This window comes from Burkholderia sp. BCC0398 (assembly GCF_902833245.1).
GTDB lineage: Bacteria > Pseudomonadota > Gammaproteobacteria > Burkholderiales > Burkholderiaceae > Burkholderia > Burkholderia sola.
This window is the reverse complement of sequence record NZ_CADFEM010000035.1, coordinates 1-18840: the sequence shown is the minus strand read 5'-3', so window position 1 is coordinate 18840 and position 18840 is coordinate 1. Positions and strand designations below refer to the sequence as shown.

Below are 18840 nucleotides of genomic sequence, written 5' to 3'. Positions count from 1 at the left end.
CCGATCGCCCTTGCCGATGCCGCGTTGCTTCAGCGCATTCGCGAAGCGCGACACGCGCGCGAGGAGATCCGCATAGGTGACGCGGGTGACGGTGCCGTCGTCGGCCTCGAAGATCACCGCGACGCGTTCGCCGTGGCCGGCTTCGACGTGGCGGTCGAGGCAGTTGTACGACGCGTTCAGCTCGCCGTCGTCGAACCACTTGTAGAACGGCGCGTTGCGCTCGTCGAGCACCGTCGTGAACGGCTTGTGCCACGTGAGGCCCTCGCGCGCGAGACGCGCCCAGAAGCCTTCGTAATCCTGCTCGGCCTCGGCGACGAGCGCGCGATAGGCCGGCATGCCGGAAATGGTCGCCGTCTGCTCGAGCGCCGCGGGCGGCGCGAACTGACGGGTTTCGTGAAGAACCGATTCAATCGCAGACATCGACAACCCCTTGGTGAACATGAATCCTCTGCATGGCGGCGCGATCGTGTGCGCCGCGCGTCGTCTAGGCCGGCGCCTGCGCGCCGCTGTCTCCCACCACCCGCACGCGGCCGCGAAGCCTGCGCACGATGCTGCACCGCACCACCTCACATGAACGTGACCCGCGGCCCGGCAGTTTCCACGATAAGCGCTCCAACTTACCCGTCACTTACGCGGCATGGCCGTTTCGTGCGCCGGGCGGCGCCGCATCGAGGTCGGCTTTACGCTGTTACAACCGCGACCCTACAATCCTAACTGAACTCGCCTTCCGGATTCCAGCTTGAATCGCTACGCCCTCTTCCTCATCCTGTCGATGCTGTTCGTCGGCAGCAACGTCGGTATCGGTAAATCCATCGTTGCATTCGTCCCCGTCGCCATCCTCGCCACGCTGCGCTTCGTGATCGCGATCGCCGTGCTGTGGCCGCTGTTCAGCCCCGTGAAGATGCGCGCGGTCAAGCGCGGCGAATGGCTGAACCTGTTCCTGCAGGCCTTCTTCGGCACCTTCATGTTCACGCTGCTGATGCTCAACGGCGTGCAGCGCACGAGCGCGGTGGCCGCGGGCGTCATCACGAGCACGATCCCGGCGATCGTCGCGCTGTTCGCGTGGCTGATCCTGCGTGAAAAACCGAACGGCCGTGCGCTCGTGTCGATCGCGCTCGCGATCATCGGCGTCGTGACGATCAACCTCGCCAACGGCGGCGCGGCCGGTCACGGCGCGCAGGGCGACGCGTCCGGCTCGCTGACCGGCAACCTGCTGATCCTCGGCGCGGTGTGCTGCGAATCGATCTACGTGATCCTGTCGCGCCGGCTCACGCAGACGCTCGCGCCGATCGACATCTGCGCGTACACGCACCTGTTCGGCCTGTTCCTGATGCTGCCGCTCGGCGCAACCGCGCTGTGGCACTTCGATTACGCGAGCGTGCCCGCCGGCACCTGGGCGCTCGTCGTCTGGTACGGGCTGTCGGCCAGCATCTTCTCGTTCTGGTTGTGGATGAAGGGTATCCGGCACGTGCCGGGCAGCCTCGCCGGCGTGTTCAGCGCGGTGCTGCCGATCGCCGCGGCCGCGTACGGCATCGCGTTCCTCGGCGAGCGCCCGACGCTTGCGCATGGCATCGCGCTCGCGTGCGTCGTCGCCGGCATCGTGCTCGCGAGCCTGCGCGTGAAACGCGTGCCGGCCGCCGCTTCCTGATCCGTCCCCGGCAGTGCCGGCGCGTCGCTGCAACCGCGCCGGCCGACGCGTTACAATAGCGCGCCTTTTCAAGATCATCCCCGATACCTGCGCACCGCGCCCGTACCCCGACATGTCCGCCCCGCATTCGCCCGGCCATCCTGGCCGTCGCCCGCTTCGCCCCCTTCCCGCGCTGATTTTCATGAGCCGCTGGCTCCAGGTGCCGCTTTACCTCGGCCTGATCGTCGCGCAGGCCGTCTATGTGTTCCTGTTCCTGAAGGAAGTCTGGCACCTGCTGTCGCATGCGGCGGGCCTCGACGAAATCAGCGTGATGCTCGCCGTGCTCGGCCTGATCGACGTGGTGATGATCTCGAACCTGCTGATCATGGTGATCGTCGGCGGGTATGAAACGTTCGTGTCGCGGCTCGGCATCGAGGGCCACCCCGACGAGCCCGAATGGCTCGACCACGTGAACGCGGGCGTGCTGAAGGTCAAGCTGTCGATGGCGCTGATCAGCATTTCGTCGATCCACCTGCTGAAGACCTTCATCAACCCCGACCAGCACACGACGCACGCGATCATGTGGCAGGTGCTCATCCACGTGTCGTTCCTCGTGTCGGCGCTCGTGATGGCGTGGGTCGACCGCCTGACGACGCATACGCACCCGGCCCATTTCCACGAGGCGCATGCGCCCGCGGCGTCCCGACCGGCGGCCTGAACCGTCGGCAAACCATTCCCACTGTCCCCACAGAGTCTCAGCCATGACCGTCATCAAACAGGAAGACCTGATCCAGAGCATCGCGGATTCGCTGCAGTACATCAGCTACTACCACCCGCTCGACTACATCCAGGCCCTCGGCCGCGCGTACGAGCTGGAAGAGAGCCCGGCGGCGAAGGACGCGATTGCGCAGATCCTCACGAACAGCCGCATGTGCGCGGAAGGTAAGCGCCCGATCTGCCAGGACACCGGCATCGTGACGATCTTCGTGAAGGTCGGCATGGACGTGCGCTGGGACGGCGCGACGATGGGCCTCACCGACATGATCAACGAAGGCGTGCGCCGCGGTTACACGCACCCGGACAACGTGCTGCGCGCGTCGATCGTCAATCCGCCGGAAGGTGCCCGCAAGAACACGAAGGACAACACGCCGGCCGTGATCCACTACGAGATCGTGCCGGGCGACAAGGTCGACGTGCAGGTCGCGGCCAAGGGCGGCGGCTCGGAAAACAAGTCGAAGTTCGTGATGCTGAACCCGTCCGACTCGATCGTCGACTGGGTGCTGAAGACGGTCCCGACGATGGGTGCCGGCTGGTGCCCGCCGGGCATGCTCGGGATCGGCATCGGCGGCACCGCCGAGAAGGCGATGCTGATGGCGAAGGAATCGCTGATGGAGCCGATCGACATCCAGGAAATCATCGCGCGCGGCCCGAAGGACTGGGTCGAGGAACTGCGCGTGGAACTGCACGAGAAGGTCAACGCGCTCGGCATCGGCGCGCAGGGCCTCGGCGGCCTCGCGACCGTGCTCGACGTGAAGATCATGGCGGCGCCGACGCACGCGGCCTCGAAGCCGGTCGCGCTGATCCCGAACTGCGCGGCCACGCGCCACGCGCACTTCGTGCTCGACGGTTCGGGCCCGGCCAAGCTTGAAGCGCCGTCGCTCGATGCCTGGCCGAAGGTGCAGTGGGAGCCGAACACGGAAACCAGCAAGCGCGTCGACCTGAACACGCTGACGCCGGAAGAAGTCGCGAGCTGGACGCCGGGCCAGACGCTGCTGCTGTCCGGCAAGATGCTCACCGGCCGCGACGCCGCGCACAAGCGCATCGCCGACATGCTCGCGAAGGGCGAGCAGCTGCCGGTCGATTTCACGAACCGCGTGATCTACTACGTCGGCCCGGTCGATCCGGTGCGCGACGAAGTGGTCGGTCCGGCCGGCCCGACGACGGCCACGCGCATGGACAAGTTCACCGAGACGATGCTCGCTCAGACGGGTCTGATCTCGATGGTCGGCAAGGCCGAGCGCGGCCCGGTCGCGATCGACGCGATCAAGAAGCACAAGGCAGCCTACCTGATGGCGGTCGGCGGGGCGGCCTACCTCGTGTCGAAGGCGATCCGCGGCGCGAAGGTGCTCGCATTCGAAGACCTCGGCATGGAAGCGATCTACGAGTTCGACGTGCAGGACATGCCTGTAACAGTTGCTGTCGATTCGTCGGGCACGTCGGTGCACCAGACCGGTCCGAAGGAGTGGCAAGCGAAGATCGGCAAGATCCCGGTCGCCACCGCTTAAGCGCGATCGAACGAAAGGCCGGACGGACGTCCGGCCTTTTTACTTCTCATTCTCATTATTGTGTTCGGCCGGTCGTTCGAGGCTGATTCTCATTACACGCGAAAGGCAGGCCCGACAAGGCTTCGAGGCTTGGCTTTTCTCGTTCGAGCGATTATCGTTCGGTTTCTGAAGCCCCACTGAACAAGGAATAGCCATGCAAGGCGACAAGAAAGTCATCGAATATCTGAACGCCCAACTGAAGAACGAACTCACGGCGATCAACCAGTACTTCCTGCATGCGCGCATGTACAAGCACTGGGGCCTCGAGAAGCTCGGCAAGCACGAATACGATGAGTCGATCGGCGAAATGAAACACGCCGACTGGCTGATCGAGCGCGTGTTCATGCTCGACGGCCTGCCGAACCTGCAGGACCTGCACAAGCTGCTCGTCGGCGAGGAAACCGAAGAGATCCTGAAGTGCGACCTGAAGCTCGAGCAGATCTCGCAGTCCACCTGCAAGGAAGCGATCGCCTACTGCGAATCGGTTCGCGACTACGTGTCGCGCGAGATCTTCGAAAAGATCCTCGACGACACCGAAGAGCACATCGACTGGCTCGAAACGCAGATCGACCTGATCGGCAAGGTCGGCCTGCAGAACTATCAGCAAACGATGATGGGTTCGGCCGAGTAATCGCACCGCCCGCCAGCCTGCCGCCCGCCCGACGATGACGAACCCGTCCGCCGCACCCGCGCCGCGCGCCACCGCCCCTGTCGGCATCTTCGACTCGGGGCTCGGCGGTCTGTCGGTGCTGCGCGCCGCGCGCGCGCACCTGCCCGGCGAATCGTTCGTCTACGTCGCCGACTCGCACCACGCGCCGTATGGCCCGCGCGACGAAGCATTCATCACGGAACGCACGCTGGCGATCGGCGAGTGGCTCGCCCGCGAAGGCGCGAAAGCGCTCGTCATCGCGTGCAACACGGCCACGGCACGGGCGATCGCGGCCATCCGCGAACGCCTGTCGATCCCGCTCGTCGGCGTCGAGCCGGGCATCAAGCCGGCCGCCGCGCTGTCCACGACCGGCGTCGCGGGCGTCCTCGCCACGCAATCGACGCTGAACAGCCCGCGCTTCCAGGCACTGCTCGACCGCTACGGCGCCGGCCGCCGCTTCATCTGCCAGCCCGGCCACGGGCTCGTCGAAGCGATCGAACGCGGCGACACGAACTCGCCCGCATTGCGCGCGCTGCTCGAGCGTTACATCCAGCCGATGCTCGACGACGGCGCCGATACGCTGGTCCTCGGCTGCACGCACTACCCGTTCTTCACAGACACGATTCGTAACCTTGTTGGCGAGCGCCTGACGATCGTCGATACGAGCGATGCCATCGCGCGCCAGCTCGCGCGGGTGCTCGACGAGCGCGGTCTGCGCGCGCCGGCCGGCACGCATGCCGCGCCGCCGCGCTTCTGCTCGACGAGCGACGGCCTGCAACTGCGCGCGCTCGCGTCGACGCTGCTCGGCCTCGATGCGCCGGTCGAATCCGTCACCATTTCGTCGCCGAACGCGCGCGCCTGCGCGACCGCCTGACGCGGGCCGGTGCGCCCGCTCCCGCGACGACTTCGCCTTCCCCCGCCGTTTCAAGGGTCCGATGACCTTAAAAAAAGCCGGACCCAGGCTTGTCAACCTCCGCAAAATTAATGATAATAATTCGCATTAACGTTAGCTATCGCAACTCATCATGATCGTCTGCGTGTGCAAGTCTGTTTCGGATCGCAAGATTCGCGCGTCCCTCGCCGAGGGCGTGAACTCTTTCGATGAACTCCAGTTCGAGCTCGGCGTGGCCACGTGCTGCGGCAAGTGCGAGGAGTCCGTACGCGACCTCATGGCCGAGCAAGGCGTCTGCGCGAGCCGTTGCGGTGTCGAGCATCATGCGCATCCGATTCCGGTCACGTTCTACGACCGCAAGGCCGCCTGAGCGGCGCCGGGCGTGCGCATGCGGCCCAGGCCGCACTTTTTGTCTTGACCGTCAGCAAGCCACCGTCTGCGCGAGCCAACGGCTTACCTGCCAAGGAGCCTGTGATGGAATTGCTGATCGGATTCGTAACCACCGTTTGCATCTCGCTGCTGATCTTCCGCAAGTGATGCCGATTCACCCGCCGCGCCCCGGGTGCGACGTCGTTCTTTCAAGCTAACATGCAGGCTTCGCATCTCGCTCCTGCCGGCGCCATGCCGGCTGCACCACGTATGAATCCCCGAGTGATCGTCGTCGCGGTCGGTGTGCTTGCCGCACACGCGATCATGCTGACGGCCGCGTGGCTCCATCGCAACGCACCGCCGCCGAAATCGGTCGAGGTCCAGACGATCACCGCGCAGCTCATCACGCCCGCGCCGATCGCGCAGCAGGTCGCGGCCGAGTCGATCCCGCAGCCGGCACCGCCGAAGCCCGTGCCGCGCGTAAAGCCGAAGGTCGAGCCGAAGCCGGTGCAAAAGGCGGCGAAGCCGACCCCGCAGCCGCTTGCGCCGTCGCCGGCCCCATCGCCCACACCCGCTCCCGCAGCCGATCCAACGCCGGCGCCGGCCGCGCCCGCTCCCGCGGCACCGGCCGCCACGCCGGGCCCGGCGCGCGAAACGATGCAGGTCAGCGCACCGAAGAACGTGCCGACGCTCCAATGCAACTTCGTGAAGCCCGACTATCCGTCGATGTCGCGCCGCCGCGGCGAATCGGGCACCGCCTATGTTCACTTCGTCGTCGGCGTGACCGGCAAGATCGAAAGCATCGATCTGCAGAAGAGCAGCGGCTATCCGCGCCTCGACGATGCCGCACTCGACGCGATGCGCTCGACCACCTGCCGCCCGTACGTCGAGAACGGCCAGGCGATCCGCGCCGCCCGCACACAGCCCTACAGCTTCGGGCTCACCGACTAACCTGCCTCATCCGGAAGATTCAAAGGAAACAAAAAATGCAAAGCTACGGTATCGCGCACGTCTGGGCGCAAGGTGATTTCGTCACGCGCGCCATCGCGATCACGCTGCTCGTGATGTCGGTCCTGTCGTGGATCGTGATCGTCATCAAGGGCTGGAACGTGATCCGCCTGAACCGCCTCACGAAGAATGCCGAACAGGCATTCTGGCATTCCGACAATTTCGACGACGGCATCAAGAAGCTCGGCCTCGCCGCATCGACGCCGAACGACAACCCGTTCCTCGCGCTCGCGCTGTCGGGCAAGGAAGCCGCCGACCACCACCATCAGACGCAACCGCACCTGCACGACCGCATGGACGTATCGGACTGGGTCACGCGCTGCCTGAAGGACACGATGGACGAAGGCATTTCGCGCATGCAGAGCGGCCTCGCGATCCTCGCATCGGTCGGCAGCACGGCGCCGTTCGTCGGCCTGTTCGGCACGGTCTGGGGCATCTATCACGCGCTGCTCGCGATCGGCGCCACCGGCCAGACGTCGATCGACCAGGTCGCGGGCCCGGTCGGCGAATCGCTGATCATGACGGCCTTCGGCCTGTTCGTCGCGATTCCCGCGGTGCTCGGCTACAACGCGCTGACCCGCGCGAACAAGGGCGTCGTCAGCAAGCTGCGCCGCTTCGCGCACGGCCTGCATGCGTACTTCGTGACGGGCGCAAGCCTCGCGTCGTCGTCGACGCGCGACGGCCTGCGTCTCGCATCGCGCGCCGCCAGCTGAGACGAGGTGAACCATGGCCATGAACACCGGTTTCAGCGACGATGACGACGATGCCGTGATGAGCGAGATCAACATGACGCCGCTCGTCGACGTCATGCTCGTCCTCCTGATCATTTTCCTCGTGACGATCCCGGCGATGCAGCACGCGGTGAAGATCGACCTGCCGCACGCCAGCAGCCAGCCCGTCGACGAAAAGCCGCAGACCGTCGACGTCGCGATCCAGGGCGACGGCACGATCCTGTGGGACGACCACACGGTCACGCGCGAACAGCTGCAGGCACGCATTGCGGAAGCTGCGAAGCGCACGCCGCAGCCGGAATTGCATCTGCGCGCGGACCGCAAGGTTGCCTACGAACACGTCGCGGAAGTGATGTCGGATGCGCAAGCTGGCGGCCTGACAAAACTCGGCTTCGTGACGGAGCCGGGCGCGAAAGCGAAGTAACGCACGCACGTTCCGCCGTCGCCAGTCGCCACTGCGCAGCTAGCCGGCCGTACCTAACCGGCCGTACCCAAAGTAAAAGGCCTTCATCGCCAGATGAAGGCCTTTTTTCATGCGCACGCGGGCGCCTTCGGGCGGCGGGCTCTTCGGCGGTATCGGTTACGCCTCGAGCAACGCAAATGCGACTCTGCCGTGGTCTGCACGGACTGCGCGTTCTGCCCTATCTGGCTCACAATATATGCGGCCACCTGATTTCGCTCAGAACTTCCTTCGCGAAATGGGATTTCAATATAGGCCCGCCCGCGCACGCATTCAAGGTTCCGGCGATTGAAACTTGCGATTGCAGCCGACGCTTCAATGACAAAACAAATTTGCGTCGTCGTGCGTGCCGTGTTCAGGTGGCCGAAACATCGGCTGCCGTTTCCTTCTTCGCACGCTCGGGGCAACCCGGCTCCTTGTATGCGCCATGGTCGAGCTTCTCGACCAGGTAATCGACGAACGCACGGACCGCGGGCGGCATCCCCTGACGCGACACGAACACCGCATACAGCTGCGGCACCGGCAGCGTCCAGCCCGGCATCACCGGCGACAGTTGCCCCGCGCGCAACGCGTTGCCGTACATCATCTCCGGCAGCGCCGCGATGCCGAGGCCGTCGAGCACGGCCTCGCGGATCGTCATCAGGTCGGCCGTCACGAGACGCGGATCATGCTCGTGCACGTGACGCGTTCCGTCCGGCGCGATCAGGTTGAATACGTGCCGGCCGTCGACGCTCGGCGTATCGAGCGTCTCGAAGCCGGTCAAGTCGTCCGGCGCCAGCGGCGGCGCGTTCTGGCTCAGCAGGCTCGGCGCGCCGACCAGCATCTGCTCGGTGCGCCACAGCGGCCGCACGACGATGTTCGCGTTCTGCGGCGGCTCCGAGCGCACGCGCAACGCGACGTCGATCGAATCCTCGAACAGGTCGATCACGCGATTCGTCACGCGCACATGCACCTTCACCTCGGGATAGCGGCGCAGGAATTCGGGCAGGATGCGCGACAGCATTGTCTGCGACAGCGTCACCGGCACGCTGACGCGCACCGAGCCGCGTGGCGACGCGCGCAACTGCTGCACCGCGTTCATCGCGGCCCGTGCTTCGGCGAGCATCGCCTGGCAATGCTGGTAGAACAGCTCCCCCGCCTCGGTCAGTGCGAGCTTGCGCGTCGAGCGCTGAAGCAGGCGCACGCCGAGCGCGGCCTCGAGCTCGGTCAGGCGCCGCGACAGACGCGATTTCGAGATGCCCAGCACGCGTTCGGCGGCCGAAAAGCCCCCATGTTCAACGACCTGCGAGAAGTACATCAGGTCGTTCAGGTTATGTGCATCGATATTCATCTCATCGTTCCAATTTCAGAACAATCCATTGCGAACCACCGCCAATCGAACGGGAAAACGCCCAATATAATAGCGCTATGTTTCAAAAATAACGCTATTCCGATGATTTCGAGGGCTTCCCATGACCACCGCTCGCTCGCTTGATCGCACCTACCCCGCGCTTCGCACCACCGAAGGCGGCGGTTTCGTGGTTCACCGCCCGTTCCCGACGCGGCTGCTGATGGATTTCGATCCGTTCCTGCTGCTCGATGAAATGGGCCCCGTCGACTACGCGCCCGGCGAAGCCGTGGGTGCGCCCGACCATCCGCATCGCGGCTTCGAGACCGTGACCTACGCGCTCGATGGACGCTTCCGCCATCGCGACTCGTCCGGCCATGCCGGCACGCTCGGCCCCGGCGACGTGCAGTGGATGACGGCCGGCGCCGGCGTCGTGCACAGCGAGATGCCCGACCCGGCGTTCGCTCGGGCAGGCGGACGCTCCCACGGCTTCCAGCTGTGGGTCAACCTGCCGCGCCGCGACAAGATGATCGCGCCGCGCTACCAGGAGATCCCGGCCGCCCGCATTCCGACCGCGACATCGCCGGACGGCCGCGCGCGCGCGCGCGTCATCGCGGGCGAAGCATTCGGCGTAAAAGCCGCGATCGAGACGCGCACGCCGATCCTCTACCAGCACTTCACGCTGGAGCCCGGTGCAACGGTCACGCAGCCCGTGCCGGCCGGTTATCGCGTGTTTGCCTATCCGATCGACGGAAGGGGCCTTTACGGGCCCGACAGGCAAGCTGTCGACGCACGGCACATGATCGTCTACGGCGACGATGGCGACACCGTCACGTTCGCTGCCGGCGACACGTCGCTCGACCTGCTGCTGATCGGCGGCGTGCCGCTCAACGAGCCGATCGTCCGTTACGGCCCGTTCGTGATGAATACCGAGGAAGAGATCCGGCAGGCTGTCGTCGACTATCAGACCGGTCGCATGGGTCGCATCGAAGCGTGAATCGGATCGGGTGGCAGGTGCCGCGAAGCCGATGGTTTTGCGTCACAATAACTTCTTGAACCATGTGGCCGCCCGCCACCAGAAGGAACCCGTCCCCTTGAACTTCGAACATCTGATCCAGATCAATTCCGACGATCCGGCCGTGCCAAGCCTCAACCGCGACCAGCTCTGGGAAGGTCTCGTCCTGCGTGCCGAACAGCCGCAACTGTTCGTGATCGGCCTCGACAGCTGCGTCATCCGCGAGCGGACAGACACGACGCTCGAACGCGAACTGCACTACGGCCACGCGACCGTGCGCGACCACGTGACGTTCACGCCGAACCAGCAGGTCCGCTACGACATCCGTGCGGCCGATGGCGAGATCGGTGGCTCGCTGACGATGACGATCGAGGAACGCGACGACCACGAGCTGTTCCTGCGTTTCGAGTACCGCACGACGCTGACGGTCACCGACGACAGCGAAGAAGCGCGACAGACGCACGGGATCGTCAAGGAGGCGTACCGCACGTCGGACATCGACACCGTTCGCCTGATCCGCGAATACGCGCAGGGTCGCAAGGACCCTGATCCGCTGCACTGAACCCGGCGGCGGCCCGCGGGCCGCCCTTTTGACTCAGGCTATCAGCCCAGACGAATCGATCGATAAAGAGTTTTTGTAAATGGGAATAGTTATCATTTAGAATTCATTCCATCGTATCGACAGTCACCGATCAAACCGAATGACCGACACCATGCGCCCGACCACGCTGACCCTGCGCCGCACCACGAGCACCGCAGCCAGCAGCCGCCAGAAGACGGCAGCGGTCACCACGCCGGCGAAACCCGCCGGCAACCGCGATGCAGGCACGCGGGTCGTCAACAGCGATGCGCTGCTGCAAGGCCAAAGCCACGTCAGCATCGCGCATAACGGAGAGACTTATCAGTTGCGGGCCACGCGGCTCGGCAAACTGATCCTGACGAAGTAACGACCGAGTATTGTGGGGACCACCTCCCTGAGAGGTGTTGGGCAGTAGCCAGCGTAACGGCTTGCACGCGAGATCTAGACCCCTTCGTGCAAACACACTCAAGCAGCCGTTGCAGCAAGCCAAGCCACTTTTTTGGTTCTCGCACAAGGAAGAAAAAAGCGACACGTCGATGGACGTGTCGCTTTTTTGTGTGGGCAGCCAATGTACGAAGCATGCCGCCCGCATGTATGTGGCTGGTCAGCCGAAGGAAGCGGCACGCGCCGCTTCAGAACCCCCAGAACATCAACCACCACGCGCTGTCGATGACGGCCAGGCCGACCGCGAACCACGCGAATGCCGCGAGCCGGCGCGGCCACGTCGCATAGCGCCCCGTCACCTGCCACGCGAGCCACGCACTCCATACGTTGGCGCCGACCAGAATCGCGATGCGCACATCGGTAGCCCAGCCGAGCGGCACATGCTCGGCGCGCAGCAACGACAGCGTCGTGGCCGACAGCCCGAGGAACACGCCCGCGCCCGCGATCGGGATCAGCGCCTGGGCGAGGTGATGCAGGCGCACGCGATCGAAACGGCCGAGCATCAATGTGGCGCCGGCCAGCAACACCAGCAGCGCCGTGCCGTACACGAGCCCCGTGCCGACGATGTAGCTGACGACCAGCCCGCCATCGAGCCAGGAGAACACGTCATTGCGATCCGGGTAGTGCGTGAGCAGGAACCACGGCGCATTGGTCTCGAGCGGCCACGTGATGTCCTGATCGATCAGCCAGCCCGCGAGCCATTGCTTGATCTGCACGAACCACGGGCTGACGGTCCAGTGGAACGCACCGATCGCCACGCCCAGCAAGCCGTACAGGATCAGCGCGGTGTCCCACGGATTGGCCCGCTCCGCACCGAGATTCACGACTTCGTCGGACGGCGAGCGCAGCGACAGCGAAATCGCGTCGCGGTGCCCGCTGCAGCGGCCGCACATATGGCAGTCCGCCGCGCCCTTCATGTTGCGCAACGGCACGAGCGGCGCGCAATTGATCGGAATCACGCGATGGCCGTGCTCGCCGTTCTTGTACGAACGGCGCCACGCATCCTCGTCGACCTTGTAGCGCATCGGCGCAAGCCGCGCGAGCAGCCCGAACACGCCGTTGACCGGGCACAGATACTTGCACCACACGCGCTTCTCGCGACCGTACAGCACGCCGATCACGATCGCGCCGACGGTCGAGCCGCCGAGCACGAACAGCACCGCGAGCGGGTACTGGTACACGCTGACCATCTGCCCGTAGATCGTCGTGATGCCGAACGCGACGAACGGCCAGCCGCCCCACCGGATCCAGCGCGGAATCGGGCTGCCGCGGCCGAACTTGCTCGCGTATTCGGTGAGCGCGCCCTCCGGGCACAGCACGCCGCACCACACGCGGCCGAGCATCACCATCGACAGCAGCACGAACGGCCACCAGATGCCCCAGAACGCGAACTGCGCGATGAGCGTGAGGTTGTTCCACAGATGCGCGGAATCGTCCGGCAGCGGCAGCACGGCCGGCACGATGATCAGGAACGCGTAGACGGCGACGACGATCCACTGGATACCCCGGATCAGCGCACCGTGGCGCTGCATCCACTGGCCGGCCTGCGCGAGCCAGCCCGGCTTGACGGCGGCGATAACGCTCATGCCGCGCGACCCGCTGCGACGGCCGGACGGCGGCTCGCACGCTTCATCAGCAGCCAGACGACCGCCCAGTAAACCGCATAGGCGACCAGGTTGGTCAGCGCCGGATGCGCGCGATAGCCGGTCAGCGTCGCGACGAGCGAACCGAACGTGCCCGAATCATCGAGGATCGCGGACGTGTCCCACACTTGCGAGATGCCGAGCGGCAGGATTTCCTTGTCGATCAGCTTGTCGACGCCGGTCTGGAACAGGCCCGCGCCGAGGAACAGCAGCATCACTTCGGTGACGCGGAAGAAATGCCGCCACGAGAAGTACTTGCCGCCGAGTTGCAGCAGATAGAACGTGAGGAACGCGAGGCCGAGACCGATCACGACCGCGAGCATCTGGCTGCCATCGACGTGGCCCGACTGGCCGAAACCGAGGCCGTACAGGAAGATCACCGTCTCGCTGCCTTCGCGCGCGATCGCGAGCGCGACCAGCACGGCGACGCCCCACCAGTTCGAATCGCGCGTGCTTTGCTGCAGCGATTGCTCCATGTCGCGCTTCAGCGTGCGGCCGTGCCGGCGCATCCACAGCACCATCTGCACGATCAGCACGCACGCGATCAGCACCATCGCCGTCTGGAAATAGTCCTGCGCGTCGCCGGACAACACTTCGGTGAACCCGACCAGCGCGGCGCCGAGGCCGACGGCCATCAGCAGGCCGACGCCGACGCCGGCCCAGAGGAAAGGCAGGCCGCGGCGCGCGTCGTCGTCGCCGTTTTTCAGCCATGCATAGAGAATGCCGACGACGAGCAGCGCTTCGACGCTCTCCCGCCAGACGATGAACAAGATCTGACCCATCGATACCTCCTGACGCGCGGGGCAAGGGACTGGCGCGCCCGCGCGCAGATAAAACGCGTTACTTCGCGACGATCACGCCCTGTGCCTGCTGGTGGAAATCGTCGAAAAACTTGTATTCGCCCGGCGACAGCGGGGCGACGACGACGAACGAGTCGGCGCCCGGCGCGAGCACCTTCTCCTTGCGCAACTGCACGCTCTCGAATTCGGCGGCACCCTTGCCGGTGTTCCTGATCTCGATTTTGAAACGCTGGCCGGCCGGCACTTCGATGCGGGCGGGGTTCAGCTTGCCGTCCGTCATCTCGAGCTTGAACGTCGGCAGATCGGCCGCATGGGCCGCGCCGGCAAGCCACAGCGCAGCGGCTGCGGCGACGATTTTCTGGGGAATTTTCATACTGGGTTCTCTACGCCGACGGCGCGCCGAAGCGCGCCGTTCGTGATGCCACCGATCAGTAACCGCCCTTCTTGCCGATACCGGCGAACGGGAAGTCGTACTCGAGCGTGATGGGCTTGAACCACGGGCCCACGCCCGTTTCCTTGTCGACGTGGCGACCGAACGCCATGTGACCGGACTGCATCGGCGGCTTGACGACCAGCGTCAGGTGGTACTTGCCGGGGCCGGCGAGCTTCACGTTGTCGCCGTAGTGCGGGCCGTCGCTCGCGACCATGCCCATCAGGTCGCCTTCGGCCTTCCACATCGTGTCGCCCTGCTTCGTCAGCTTGTAGGTGACCTGCAGGTACGGCATCCAGTCGCCTTCCGCGAAACCGGTCGGGTTGTTCTTGACCGCATGGATGTCGGCCTCAAGGTGGATGTCGGAATCCGACGCCTTGCGCATCATGCCTTCCGGGTCCATCGTGATCGGCTGCAGATACACCGCGCCGATTTCCATGCCGCCCTGGATCTGCTGCTTGCCGATCGGATACTCGGCAGCCGAGGCCGACATCGCGGCCAGCGCCGCCGCTACCGCAACCGTCGTGCGGATGAACGAAGAACCCAACATGGACACTCCTTGTTATTTGTCTGACTATCTTGACGACATGCGGGCCGCCGCCGGGCCGCCCGCTGGAAACACTAACGCGACGAAGAACGTTAATGCGAACTATTCTCAATACATGGGGAGTTTAGCACCGAACCCGTTCCGGAACAAACGGAGAGCACCGTAAACCCCTGATCCGACAAGGCTTACAGGCGCTTTACCAAAAGGATACGGTGACGTTTGGAAAGATTTACCGCCCGCCGCTGATGTGGTCGCCGACGTTCGCGCCGAACACGCGTTCGCGCAGCACGGCAAGCTGGTCGCGGGTCGCGGCGGCCTTCTCGAACTCGAGGTTCTTCGCGTAGTCGGCCATCTGCTTCTCGAGGCGCTTGATTTCCTTCGCGAGCTGCTTTTCCGACATGTCCTCGAATTTCGCACGCTGCTGCGCCTCCTTCAGCTCCGCACGCGCGTCGTCGGCGTTGTAGACGCCGTCGATGATGTCCTTGATGCGCTTCACGACGCCGCGCGGCGTGATGCCCATCTTTTCGTTGTACGCGATCTGCTTCGCGCGGCGCCGCTCGGTTTCGCCGATCGCGCGCTTCATCGACTCGGTCATGTTGTCCGCGTAGAGGATCGCCTTGCCGTTCACGTTCCGCGCGGCGCGGCCGATCGTCTGGATCAGCGAGCGCTCGGCGCGCAGGAAGCCTTCCTTGTCCGCGTCGAGGATCGCGACGAGCGACACTTCGGGAATGTCGAGGCCCTCGCGCAGCAGGTTGATCCCGACCAGCACGTCGAACGTGCCGAGCCGCAGGTCGCGGATGATCTCGACGCGCTCGACCGTATCGATGTCGCTGTGCAGGTAACGCACCTTGACGCCATGGTCGGCCAGGAACTCGGTCAGCTGTTCGGCCATGCGCTTCGTCAGCGTCGTGATCAGCACGCGCTCGCCGGCCTTCACGCGCGCGTTGATCTCGGTCAGCACGTCGTCGACCTGCGAGCTCGCCGGCCGCACCTCGATTTCCGGATCGACGAGGCCCGTCGGTCGCACGACCTGCTCGGCGATCTGCCCCGTCACGCGCTTCTCGTAGTCGGCCGGCGTGGCCGACACGAACACGACCTGCCGCATCTTGCGCTCGAACTCGGGGAACTTCAGCGGCCGGTTGTCAAGCGCGGACGGCAGGCGAAACCCGTAATTGACGAGGTTTTCCTTGCGTGCGCGGTCGCCGTTGTACATGCCGTTCAGCTGGCCGATCAGCACGTGCGATTCGTCGAGCAGCATCAGCGCATCGGGCGGCAGGTAGTCGACGAGCGTCGGCGGCGGATCGCCGGGCGCCGCGCCCGAGAAATGCCGCGAATAGTTCTCGATGCCCTTGCAGAAGCCGAGCTCCTGCAGCATCTCGAGATCGAAGCGCGTGCGCTGCTCGAGGCGCTGCGCCTCGACGAGCTTGCCTTCGCGATGGAAGAACTCGAGCCGTTCGCGCAATTCGTCCTTGATCGTCTCGACCGCGCGCATCACGGTGTCGCGCGGCGTCACGTAGTGCGACGACGGATACACGGTGAAACGCGGAATCTTCTGCCGCACGCGCCCGGTCAGCGGGTCGAACAGGTGCAGCGTCTCGACCTCGTCGTCGAACAGCTCGACGCGCACGGCCATTTCCGCGTGTTCGGCGGGGAAGATGTCGATCGTGTCGCCGCGCACGCGGAACGTGCCGCGCTGGAAATCCTGCTCGTTGCGCGTGTATTGCATCGCGATCAGCCGCGCGATCACGTCGCGCTGGCCGAGCTTGTCGCCGGTTCGCAGCGTCAGGATCATCTGGTGGTATTCGGACGGATTGCCGATACCGTAGATCGCCGACACCGTCGCGACGATCACCACGTCGCGGCGCTCCATCAGGCTCTTCGTCGCCGACAGCCGCATCTGCTCGATGTGCTCGTTGATCGACGAATCCTTCTCGATGAACAGGTCGCGCTGCGGCACGTAGGCCTCAGGCTGGTAGTAGTCGTAGTACGAGACGAAATACTCGACCGCGTTGCGCGGGAAGAACTCGCGGAACTCCGCGTAAAGCTGGGCCGCGAGCGTCTTGTTCGGCGCGAACACGATCGCCGGGCGGCCGAGCCGCGCGATCGTGTTGGCCATCGTGAAGGTCTTGCCCGAACCGGTTACGCCGAGCAGCGTCTGGAAGGCAAGGCCGTCGCCGACGCCTTCGACCAGCGTGTCGATCGCGGTCGGCTGGTCGCCCGCAGGCGGATAGGGCTGGTAAAGCTGGAACGGCGACCCTTCGAAAGTGACGAATTTGGATTCGTCGAGCGCGTCGCCGACTTCGGCATGATGTTCGGACATGGAATGCGGCCGGAGCAAGGGCAAAGAAAGCATTCTAGCGCTTCGCGGCCGTGCGAACTGCTGTCGACTCCTGACGCGCGACGGCCGCCCGAAATCGCGATTCGTCGCCCTGATCGCGACGGAATGACCGCCCCCGCCAGCACGAATTCGCTACAATGTCAGGCTGCTGCGCTTCCCGGCGTCGCGCCGCAGGCGCGGTCCACTGCGCCCGCCCCGCCGGTTGAAAGCCTGACCCTCTTTTCACTACTGCCGAATCATCATGTCGCTCTTCTCCGCTGTCCAGCTTGCTCCCCGCGACCCGATCCTGGGCCTGAACGAAGCCTTCAACGCCGATGCGCGTCCGACCAAGGTCAACCTCGGCGTCGGCGTGTACACGAACGAAGACGGCAAGATTCCGCTGCTGCGCGCGGTTCGCGACGCGGAAAAGGCGCGTGTCGAGGCCGGCCTGCCGCGCGGTTACCTGCCGATCGACGGGATCGCCGCCTACGATGCAGCCGTGCAGAAGCTGCTGCTCGGCAACGACTCGCCGCTGATCGCGGCGGGCCGCGTGGTCACGGCCCAGGCACTGGGCGGCACCGGCGCGCTGAAGATCGGCGCCGATTTCCTGCGCACCCTGAACCCGAACGTGAAGGTCGCGATCAGCGATCCGAGCTGGGAAAACCATCGCGCACTGTTCGAAGCGGCCGGCTTCGAGGTCGTCGCGTACCCGTACTACGACGCGGCCACCCACGGCGTGAACTTCGAAGGCATGCTGTCGGCGCTGAACGGCTATGCGGCCGGCACGGTCGTCGTGCTGCACGCGTGCTGCCACAACCCGACCGGCGTGGACCTGACCGAAGCGCAATGGCAACAGGTCGTCGACGTCGTGAAGGCGCGCAACCTCGTGCCGTTCCTCGACATGGCCTACCAGGGCTTCGGCGAGAACATCGAAGCCGATGCCGCTGCCGTGCGCCTGTTTGCCGCGGCCGACCTGAACGCGTTCGTGTCGTCGTCGTTCTCGAAGTCGTTCTCGCTGTACGGCGAGCGCGTCGGCGCGCTGTCGATCATCACGTCGAGCAAGGAAGAAGCCACGCGCGTGCTGTCGCAACTGAAGCGCGTGATCCGCACGAACTACTCGAACCCGCCGACCCACGGCGGCGCAGTGGTCGCAGCGGTGCTCGCGTCGCCGGAACTGCACGCTTCGTGGGTGCAGGAACTCGGCGAAATGCGCGATCGCATCCGCGCGATGCGCAATGGTCTCGTCGAACGCCTGAAGGCGAGCGGCGTCGATCGTGACTTCAGCTTCATCAACGCGCAGCGCGGGATGTTCTCGTATTCGGGCCTGACCTCGGCACAAGTCGATCGCCTGCGCGACGAGTTCGGCATCTATGCGGTCGGCACGGGCCGGATTTGCGTCGCCGCGCTGAATATGCGGAACCTCGACGCGGTCGCCAATGCGGTCGCAGCGGTCCTGAAGTAAAGCCACGCCGGGAGGCGGCTGTCACCGGCCCCGCCCTGCCGACATGAAAAACGCGCTCCACGGAGCGCGTTTTTTTGTGCAGTCCAGCGTCCAACGCGGCGGACGGCGATACCGCCCGCTCCCGCGTTACTGCATGAACCAGCCGTGGCTGACGACGAACGACTGGCCGGTGAGCGCGGCGCTCGGGAACGCCGACAGGAACAGCACCGTCTGCG

General features: G+C 65.2%; 20 protein-coding genes and 1 pseudogene. 13 read left to right on the top strand and 8 right to left on the bottom strand.

Features of this window, described 5'->3' with window-relative positions; genetic code table 11:
* A partial coding sequence (locus tag HWX76_RS36155; RefSeq protein ID WP_176017096.1) for an acetyl-coenzyme A synthetase N-terminal domain-containing protein occupies nucleotides 1-420 on the bottom strand: 420 nt, incomplete at its 3' end.
* Between the two features lie 319 nt (nucleotides 421-739).
* Between HWX76_RS36155 and HWX76_RS36150 the strand changes: the two genes are divergently transcribed.
* The 9 genes from HWX76_RS36150 (at nucleotide 740) to HWX76_RS36110 (ending at nucleotide 8024) form a co-directional block, all read left to right on the top strand.
* The gene (locus tag HWX76_RS36150; RefSeq protein ID WP_124631988.1) at nucleotides 740-1648 is read left to right on the top strand and encodes a DMT family transporter; all 909 of its coding nucleotides are present in this window, start codon (nucleotides 740-742) and stop codon (nucleotides 1646-1648) included.
* A gap of 112 nt (nucleotides 1649-1760) precedes the next feature.
* Nucleotides 1761-2345 (top strand): TIGR00645 family protein, encoded by a 585-nt coding sequence (locus tag HWX76_RS36145; protein WP_050018193.1) that lies wholly within the window; start codon nucleotides 1761-1763, stop codon nucleotides 2343-2345.
* 43 nt (nucleotides 2346-2388) lie between these two features.
* Nucleotides 2389-3912 carry a fumarate hydratase gene (locus tag HWX76_RS36140; RefSeq protein ID WP_050018192.1) on the top strand — a complete coding sequence of 508 codons (1524 nt, stop codon included), beginning with the start codon at nucleotides 2389-2391 and terminating at the stop codon, nucleotides 3910-3912.
* Between the two features lie 193 nt (nucleotides 3913-4105).
* Nucleotides 4106-4582, top strand: a complete 477-nt coding sequence (gene bfr / locus HWX76_RS36135; protein WP_043188739.1) for a bacterioferritin — start codon at nucleotides 4106-4108, stop codon at nucleotides 4580-4582.
* 34 nt (nucleotides 4583-4616) lie between these two features.
* Nucleotides 4617-5474: a glutamate racemase gene (gene murI, locus HWX76_RS36130; protein ID WP_050018191.1), complete on the top strand. Its 858-nt coding sequence runs from the start codon at nucleotides 4617-4619 to the stop codon at nucleotides 5472-5474.
* 151 nt (nucleotides 5475-5625) lie between these two features.
* Nucleotides 5626-5862: a (2Fe-2S)-binding protein gene (locus HWX76_RS36125; RefSeq protein WP_006482749.1), complete on the top strand. Its 237-nt coding sequence runs from the start codon at nucleotides 5626-5628 to the stop codon at nucleotides 5860-5862.
* A gap of 218 nt (nucleotides 5863-6080) precedes the next feature.
* Nucleotides 6081-6812: an energy transducer TonB gene (locus tag HWX76_RS36120; RefSeq protein ID WP_124557682.1), complete on the top strand. Its 732-nt coding sequence runs from the start codon at nucleotides 6081-6083 to the stop codon at nucleotides 6810-6812.
* A 35-nt stretch (nucleotides 6813-6847) separates the two neighbouring features.
* Nucleotides 6848-7582 carry a MotA/TolQ/ExbB proton channel family protein gene (locus tag HWX76_RS36115; protein ID WP_006483875.1) on the top strand — a complete coding sequence of 245 codons (735 nt, stop codon included), beginning with the start codon at nucleotides 6848-6850 and terminating at the stop codon, nucleotides 7580-7582.
* A gap of 13 nt (nucleotides 7583-7595) precedes the next feature.
* Nucleotides 7596-8024 (top strand): biopolymer transporter ExbD, encoded by a 429-nt coding sequence (locus tag HWX76_RS36110; RefSeq protein ID WP_006478310.1) that lies wholly within the window; start codon nucleotides 7596-7598, stop codon nucleotides 8022-8024.
* 391 nt (nucleotides 8025-8415) lie between these two features.
* On the opposite strand, the gene HWX76_RS36105 is transcribed toward HWX76_RS36110, so the two are convergent.
* Nucleotides 8416-9390: a LysR substrate-binding domain-containing protein gene (locus HWX76_RS36105; RefSeq protein WP_050018189.1), complete on the bottom strand. Its 975-nt coding sequence runs from the start codon at nucleotides 9388-9390 to the stop codon at nucleotides 8416-8418.
* Between the two features lie 121 nt (nucleotides 9391-9511).
* On the opposite strand from HWX76_RS36105, the gene HWX76_RS36100 reads away from it, so the two are divergent.
* The 3 genes from HWX76_RS36100 to HWX76_RS36090 all read left to right on the top strand — a co-directional run bounded on the left by HWX76_RS36100 (nucleotide 9512) and on the right by HWX76_RS36090 (nucleotide 11349).
* Entirely contained in the window at nucleotides 9512-10384 is an 873-nt protein-coding gene (locus tag HWX76_RS36100) for a pirin family protein (RefSeq protein WP_176017095.1), read from the top strand.
* A gap of 97 nt (nucleotides 10385-10481) precedes the next feature.
* Nucleotides 10482-10964 (top strand): SRPBCC family protein, encoded by a 483-nt coding sequence (locus tag HWX76_RS36095; protein WP_050018187.1) that lies wholly within the window; start codon nucleotides 10482-10484, stop codon nucleotides 10962-10964.
* 139 nt (nucleotides 10965-11103) lie between these two features.
* Nucleotides 11104-11349 (top strand): hemin uptake protein HemP, encoded by a 246-nt coding sequence (locus tag HWX76_RS36090; protein WP_050018186.1) that lies wholly within the window; start codon nucleotides 11104-11106, stop codon nucleotides 11347-11349.
* Between the two features lie 265 nt (nucleotides 11350-11614).
* Here HWX76_RS36090 and HWX76_RS36085 read toward each other — a convergent pair whose 3' ends face one another.
* From HWX76_RS36085 to uvrB, 5 genes are all read right to left on the bottom strand, one after another.
* On the bottom strand, nucleotides 11615-13012 hold the full coding sequence (locus tag HWX76_RS36085; protein WP_176017094.1) for a 4Fe-4S binding protein: 1398 nt from the start codon (nucleotides 13010-13012) through the stop codon (nucleotides 11615-11617).
* Nucleotides 13009-13851 (bottom strand): FTR1 family protein, encoded by an 843-nt coding sequence (locus HWX76_RS36080; protein ID WP_027784952.1) that lies wholly within the window; start codon nucleotides 13849-13851, stop codon nucleotides 13009-13011. The genes HWX76_RS36085 and HWX76_RS36080 overlap by 4 nt, the downstream gene beginning before the upstream one ends.
* Nucleotides 13852-13909: 58 nt before the next feature.
* Nucleotides 13910-14242: a cupredoxin domain-containing protein gene (locus HWX76_RS36075; RefSeq protein ID WP_006478303.1), complete on the bottom strand. Its 333-nt coding sequence runs from the start codon at nucleotides 14240-14242 to the stop codon at nucleotides 13910-13912.
* Nucleotides 14243-14297: 55 nt separating this feature from the next.
* A complete protein-coding gene (locus tag HWX76_RS36070; protein ID WP_176017093.1) occupies nucleotides 14298-14849 on the bottom strand; it encodes an iron transporter in 552 nt (183 codons plus the stop codon).
* Between the two features lie 226 nt (nucleotides 14850-15075).
* Nucleotides 15076-17166, bottom strand: a complete 2091-nt coding sequence (gene uvrB / locus HWX76_RS36065) for an excinuclease ABC subunit UvrB (protein ID WP_050018183.1) — start codon at nucleotides 17164-17166, stop codon at nucleotides 15076-15078.
* 259 nt (nucleotides 17167-17425) lie between these two features.
* On the opposite strand from uvrB, the gene HWX76_RS36060 reads away from it, so the two are divergent.
* Nucleotides 17426-18625, top strand: coding sequence for an amino acid aminotransferase (locus tag HWX76_RS36060; RefSeq protein WP_050018182.1), 1200 nt, complete (start codon nucleotides 17426-17428; stop codon nucleotides 18623-18625).
* 126 nt (nucleotides 18626-18751) lie between these two features.
* On the opposite strand, the pseudogene HWX76_RS36055 reads toward HWX76_RS36060, so the two are convergent.
* Nucleotides 18752-18840: pseudogene (locus HWX76_RS36055) on the bottom strand (3-hydroxybutyrate dehydrogenase); the annotation flags it as partial.

What these genes read in the sequence shown, in the direction of transcription:
- HWX76_RS36145 (WP_050018193.1), top strand. Translation starts at nt 1,761, where the DNA reads ATGTCCGCCCCGCATTCGCCCGGCCATCCTGGCCGTCGCCCGCTTCGC.
- HWX76_RS36140 (WP_050018192.1), top strand. Translation starts at nt 2,389, where the DNA reads ATGACCGTCATCAAACAGGAAGACCTGATCCAGAGCATCGCGGATTCG.
- bfr (WP_043188739.1), top strand. Translation starts at nt 4,106, where the DNA reads ATGCAAGGCGACAAGAAAGTCATCGAATATCTGAACGCCCAACTGAAG.
- murI (WP_050018191.1), top strand. Translation starts at nt 4,617, where the DNA reads ATGACGAACCCGTCCGCCGCACCCGCGCCGCGCGCCACCGCCCCTGTC.
- HWX76_RS36125 (WP_006482749.1), top strand. Translation starts at nt 5,626, where the DNA reads ATGATCGTCTGCGTGTGCAAGTCTGTTTCGGATCGCAAGATTCGCGCG.
- HWX76_RS36120 (WP_124557682.1), top strand. Translation starts at nt 6,081, where the DNA reads ATGCAGGCTTCGCATCTCGCTCCTGCCGGCGCCATGCCGGCTGCACCA.
- HWX76_RS36115 (WP_006483875.1), top strand. Translation starts at nt 6,848, where the DNA reads ATGCAAAGCTACGGTATCGCGCACGTCTGGGCGCAAGGTGATTTCGTC.
- HWX76_RS36110 (WP_006478310.1), top strand. Translation starts at nt 7,596, where the DNA reads ATGGCCATGAACACCGGTTTCAGCGACGATGACGACGATGCCGTGATG.
- HWX76_RS36105 (WP_050018189.1), bottom strand. Translation starts at nt 9,390, where the DNA reads ATGAATATCGATGCACATAACCTGAACGACCTGATGTACTTCTCGCAG.
- HWX76_RS36100 (WP_176017095.1), top strand. Translation starts at nt 9,512, where the DNA reads ATGACCACCGCTCGCTCGCTTGATCGCACCTACCCCGCGCTTCGCACC.
- HWX76_RS36090 (WP_050018186.1), top strand. Translation starts at nt 11,104, where the DNA reads ATGACCGACACCATGCGCCCGACCACGCTGACCCTGCGCCGCACCACG.
- HWX76_RS36085 (WP_176017094.1), bottom strand. Translation starts at nt 13,012, where the DNA reads ATGAGCGTTATCGCCGCCGTCAAGCCGGGCTGGCTCGCGCAGGCCGGC.
- HWX76_RS36080 (WP_027784952.1), bottom strand. Translation starts at nt 13,851, where the DNA reads ATGGGTCAGATCTTGTTCATCGTCTGGCGGGAGAGCGTCGAAGCGCTG.
- HWX76_RS36075 (WP_006478303.1), bottom strand. Translation starts at nt 14,242, where the DNA reads ATGAAAATTCCCCAGAAAATCGTCGCCGCAGCCGCTGCGCTGTGGCTT.
- HWX76_RS36070 (WP_176017093.1), bottom strand. Translation starts at nt 14,849, where the DNA reads ATGTTGGGTTCTTCGTTCATCCGCACGACGGTTGCGGTAGCGGCGGCG.
- uvrB (WP_050018183.1), bottom strand. Translation starts at nt 17,166, where the DNA reads ATGTCCGAACATCATGCCGAAGTCGGCGACGCGCTCGACGAATCCAAA.
- HWX76_RS36060 (WP_050018182.1), top strand. Translation starts at nt 17,426, where the DNA reads ATGTCGCTCTTCTCCGCTGTCCAGCTTGCTCCCCGCGACCCGATCCTG.